The following is a 3,793-nucleotide window of genomic DNA, read 5'->3' on the forward strand; positions in this document are numbered from 1 at the left end:
TTTTATATTCATGGGACCCTCAAGCAAACTTGCCTTGGGGTAGCAGCAAGATCGAGGCCAGAATAGAGCGTTCCCCGCCGTGCGTCAGTTTGCAGCCTGGGCGAGCAAATGCGCCTTTCTGATGTGACTTATTATTAGGTCGAGGCGACATAAAAAGCCCAATCGTCGCCCTTTATTATGTCGGATGGACGACATTACGGGCATGATTTAGTAGTCGGCTGTCGCGCTAGAGGGTCCAGTTCTAGCCGGGCCCGCGTTAGGAAAGCGCCGCGCTCGCGCCCGTGACCTGAACCGACAAGGAACGACTGACAACGATCAAGATATGGCCGAGGTGTGTTTTGCGAAAAGAAACCCGGAAACCGCCGGGGCTTTTGTCGCGCGATCCCGACCATGGCTAGGCCGCGGAACCCGCCACCGATTGAGGGCGACGCACTGGAGGCGCTCTGCTGCGCCTGGGAAGCGCGGGGACCCAAGGCCCTCAGCTGGCTACGGGAGTATGACCCTGGCGGCTATGTGCGACTCATCGCGCGCTTGGTTCGTCACGACCCGAAGAGGGGGTCAAAAGCGGCCCCCCAGCCAAGGCCGGCTCCCCCAATGCGACCGGAGTGAACTTCTTGCCGACGCGCAACCAGCGGCCAAGAAGTTGATCCTCCCGCCATAGTTCTAAGACGACGCCTTCCGCTGCGAATATAGCTCGGCGCGCCGCGGCGACGTCGTTCGAGGCCGCAAATTGGTCGATCAGTGACCGGCCCATCGGTCCGATGTCGACGGCCAAATAGGTTTTGGATGCCATCCGGAGCTCCCCAGCCTTGCTCCATAACGGCGAAGCTTAGTGCCGGTTCCGACTACGTGTGGGGACAGGCTTCGGGCCCGCGCGTTTTGTTCGACGCCAACCCTCCGCCTCGCGCTCGTTCATTTCCCAGAGGAGCAACGAGCGGCTTGACCATTCGCCGAGCACCTTGCCGGTCGACCGGCTCTTGAGGGGCGGTGAGAGCAGCGGAGAATTTCGCGCGTAGTGCCGTGGAACGGGGCGAGAGGGCGGTGGTCAAAATCGTTAACCTAGAGAGGGACGAGACGAGATCATCACCCGACGCGCTGCGCCCGTTTGGCGCTAGCGTCGACAGGGCTTAGCCAAGCCGCGCCTAGGCGCCCGCCATTAGTCATCCATCAGATCATCATCGAGGCAGCATTTTCACGCGGGGAGTGAAAGATCCCAGCTGTGTGGAACAACCGACAACCGGCGGGATTGGCAGTCAAAGACGCGTTCTTGGCTGGGGTTTTTCAATGAGAGCTTTTGCATCCGCCGCGGCGAGCGTCCTGGCCTTGGCCATGGCTGCGCCAGCAAGCGCCGCTGTCTTCATTGACAACTTTGAGGGGTACACGGTTGCCCTGAACCAGGGGAATTTTCAGGGCAACTGGATGGTAGCCGGCGGCACAGTCGACTTGGTTGGCCCGGGATTGTTCGCCGAGCTATGCAATGCCGGCAGCAAGTGTGTCGATCTCGACGGGTCGAGCGCCAACGCGGGCGTGTTCACCAGCTCGGCCTTTGAGCTCATTGCCGGTGAGACCTACACCGCAACCTACGACTTGGCGGCCAACCGCCGTGTCGGTGCTGACGATGTGCTAACGGTCGAGTTCGGAACGGCGTCGGCCGTCTACACGCTGGCCTCGACCTCAGCCTCGGATCCGTTCGCGACGTACTCCCTGAGCTTCACCCCTGTCACCACGGGCGCCTACAGTCTGAGCTTCTCCACGGCCGGTGGAGACAACGTTGGCCCGTTGCTCGACAACGTGCTGGTTTCGGCGGCCATCCCTGAACCCGCGACTTGGGCCATGATGATCATGGGCTTCGGCGGCGCCGGCACTCTGATCCGCCGCCGCAGGCGACTCCTCGCGACGGCGTGACTTCGAAAGCATCGGCTGGGGGAACTGCCCTTATGTCGATGCACGAGGCGGACGAAACAACATCATCGCCTGAGCCCGTCAGGGCACACGAAGGGGGAGGTAGAAACGGAGAACCCCCTCAATCCCATGGATGCTCCCCGCTGCCGGGCCTGGCCCGCTACCGGCGCGCGACACCGTGCAAGGCCCCAGCGATGAGAGGTAAGACCCGATGCGCCCTGCACGGTGGGAAGAACCGGGGGCTCCGAAGGGTCGGGCAAACGGGCGCTACAAGCACGGCCTCCGCACCCAGCAATTGAGTTAGGCGCGCGCCTTGGTTCGCGCAATGTTGGCGTCCATGGGTCCAGACGGTGCTTAGGCCCCTCGGCGGCGCTTCCGCCCGGGGCCGGTTCGGAGAGAGCCCTGATAAACCCGAGGGCAACCGAGCCAAACCCCGGGGCAAGCGGTGGCCCTCCGCCCGCGGATTAGGTTAGCGCCGACTGTAGCCCCGCAACCCGTAGCCGTCGTCCTGACGGGCATGGCCGTCATTGTGCGCTTGGTGCATCGCTTCATGGAGACGCTGCAGCCGGGAGCGGATGTAGCGACCTTCTTGCGGGCTGAGCCGGCCGTCGCGCGAGCGGTACGAGGCCTCGAGCTGGCGGATGTCGCGCAGCTTCATGGTGAAGTACCTGGCCTGTTGGGGGGTATAGGACCCATCGCGGAGACCGTGCTGGATGCGTTGCCTGTCTTGGCGGTAGAGGTCATCGAAGTTGTGATAGCCGCCATGCTGGCTAAAGCCGCCATGGCGGTCACGATCGTCGTAGCCGTCGTCCTGGTGGGCGAAGGCGGGACTGGCGACAGCGCCGATCGCAACCGCCGCCAGCAGGGAACCGATGAGGTTTTTCATCTGCCGATCCGTATTTGAGCGCCTCAAGCGCAGAGGCATTAAGACCGGGACGGCCTGAGCCTAGCCTGAGCGGGTTGATCAGCCGCCGTTCATGTTGACTGAAACACCGAAGGCTTCAAGAATCTCGACCATGGGCAGGCCGCAGAACCCTTCGCGGATCGATGATGACGACCTATTGGAGGCGCTTTGCTGCGCCTGGAAAGCGGGGGCCACAGGTCCTCGCGGTGCTATGTGCGACTAATCGCGCGCTCGCTTCGCGACTGCCCCGAGAAGGGGGCCCAGCGCCGCCTTAGCAAGCAAAAGGTCTCCCTCGCCCATGGCACGTACGGGGTGTGGGCTCGCGCGGCGGCGAGCGGTTCACCGTCTGCACGTGCGCCGTATTGCGCGCGTCATCCAGAGCCAACTGGGGGGGAGCGCGGCCCCAGAGAGGCAAGTCGGCTCCCCATCGAAGCATTTGAGCCCTCGCAGTCCATGCCCCGGCTGAACGCTCTCCGAACGTCTCCGACGAAGCGCTCGCCGAACCCCAATCGATACACCTTGCGAGCGATGGCGGGCGAAGCCGAGAGGGCAGCGTCAGTTACGAAAAGAGCCCCCGCAAACCGCAGGGGCTCCAATCGTCTCTTCTGAGATCAAGCGAAGGCAGTCCGTCGACGCCGGAGCATTGCGCCTGCTGCGCCGAAGCCGAGGATCATCATGGCCCAAGTGGCGGGCTCGGGTACCGCATTGCCGACGTTTCCGCCGTCGTCCAACGCTACTCCGCCGAGCCGTATCTGACGAACGTCGCCGATCGTGCCGTTCGCCGCGATGCTGAAGTAGTCGATCTGTTGTCCGTCGATCGCGCGTGCGTTGAAGAACCCGTTCGGCAAGGCGGCCAGAGTGCTGGTGAAAACTTCACCGGCGGTATCCACGAAAGTCAGGGTTAGTTCTGTGGCGGTGCCGCCGAAGATCCTGAACTCTGTGGACGTGAACGCCAACGCCGGGTCGAAGAGGTCGAAGCCCAGGGTT

Annotated in this window: 4 protein-coding genes; 2 read left to right on the top strand and 2 right to left on the bottom strand. The window is 63.1% G+C overall.

Annotated elements, in window-relative coordinates; translation table 11 throughout:
* The first annotated feature begins 1,329 nt into the window (after positions 1 to 1,329).
* Together QZV94_RS23780 and QZV94_RS25305 are read left to right on the top strand one after the other, a co-directional pair.
* Positions 1,330 to 1,905, top strand: a complete 576-nt coding sequence (locus QZV94_RS23780) for a PEPxxWA-CTERM sorting domain-containing protein (RefSeq protein ID WP_293682761.1) — start codon at positions 1,330 to 1,332, stop codon at positions 1,903 to 1,905.
* 38 nt (positions 1,906 to 1,943) lie between these two features.
* Positions 1,944 to 2,201: an HGGxSTG domain-containing protein gene (locus QZV94_RS25305; protein WP_367255248.1), complete on the top strand. Its 258-nt coding sequence runs from the start codon at positions 1,944 to 1,946 to the stop codon at positions 2,199 to 2,201.
* A 170-nt stretch (positions 2,202 to 2,371) separates the two neighbouring features.
* Here the strand turns inward: QZV94_RS25305 and QZV94_RS23785 are convergent, their stop codons facing one another.
* Positions 2,372 to 2,788 carry a hypothetical protein gene (locus tag QZV94_RS23785; RefSeq protein ID WP_293682757.1) on the bottom strand — a complete coding sequence of 139 codons (417 nt, stop codon included), beginning with the start codon at positions 2,786 to 2,788 and terminating at the stop codon, positions 2,372 to 2,374.
* Positions 2,789 to 3,417: 629 nt separating this feature from the next.
* Positions 3,418 to 3,793: PEPxxWA-CTERM sorting domain-containing protein (locus QZV94_RS23790; protein WP_293682759.1), on the bottom strand; the 376-nt coding region annotated here is incomplete at its 5' end.

Origin of the sequence: uncultured Phenylobacterium sp., from assembly GCF_902826855.1 — a bacterium.
In the GTDB taxonomy this organism is placed as follows: Bacteria; Pseudomonadota; Alphaproteobacteria; order Caulobacterales; family Caulobacteraceae; genus Phenylobacterium.

Coding starts and splice junctions, on each gene's coding strand:
- QZV94_RS23780 (WP_293682761.1), top strand. CDS start 1,330: ATGGCTGCGCCAGCAAGCGCCGCTGTCTTCATTGACAACTTTGAGGGG.
- QZV94_RS25305 (WP_367255248.1), top strand. CDS start 1,944: ATGCACGAGGCGGACGAAACAACATCATCGCCTGAGCCCGTCAGGGCA.
- QZV94_RS23785 (WP_293682757.1), bottom strand. CDS start 2,788: ATGAAAAACCTCATCGGTTCCCTGCTGGCGGCGGTTGCGATCGGCGCT.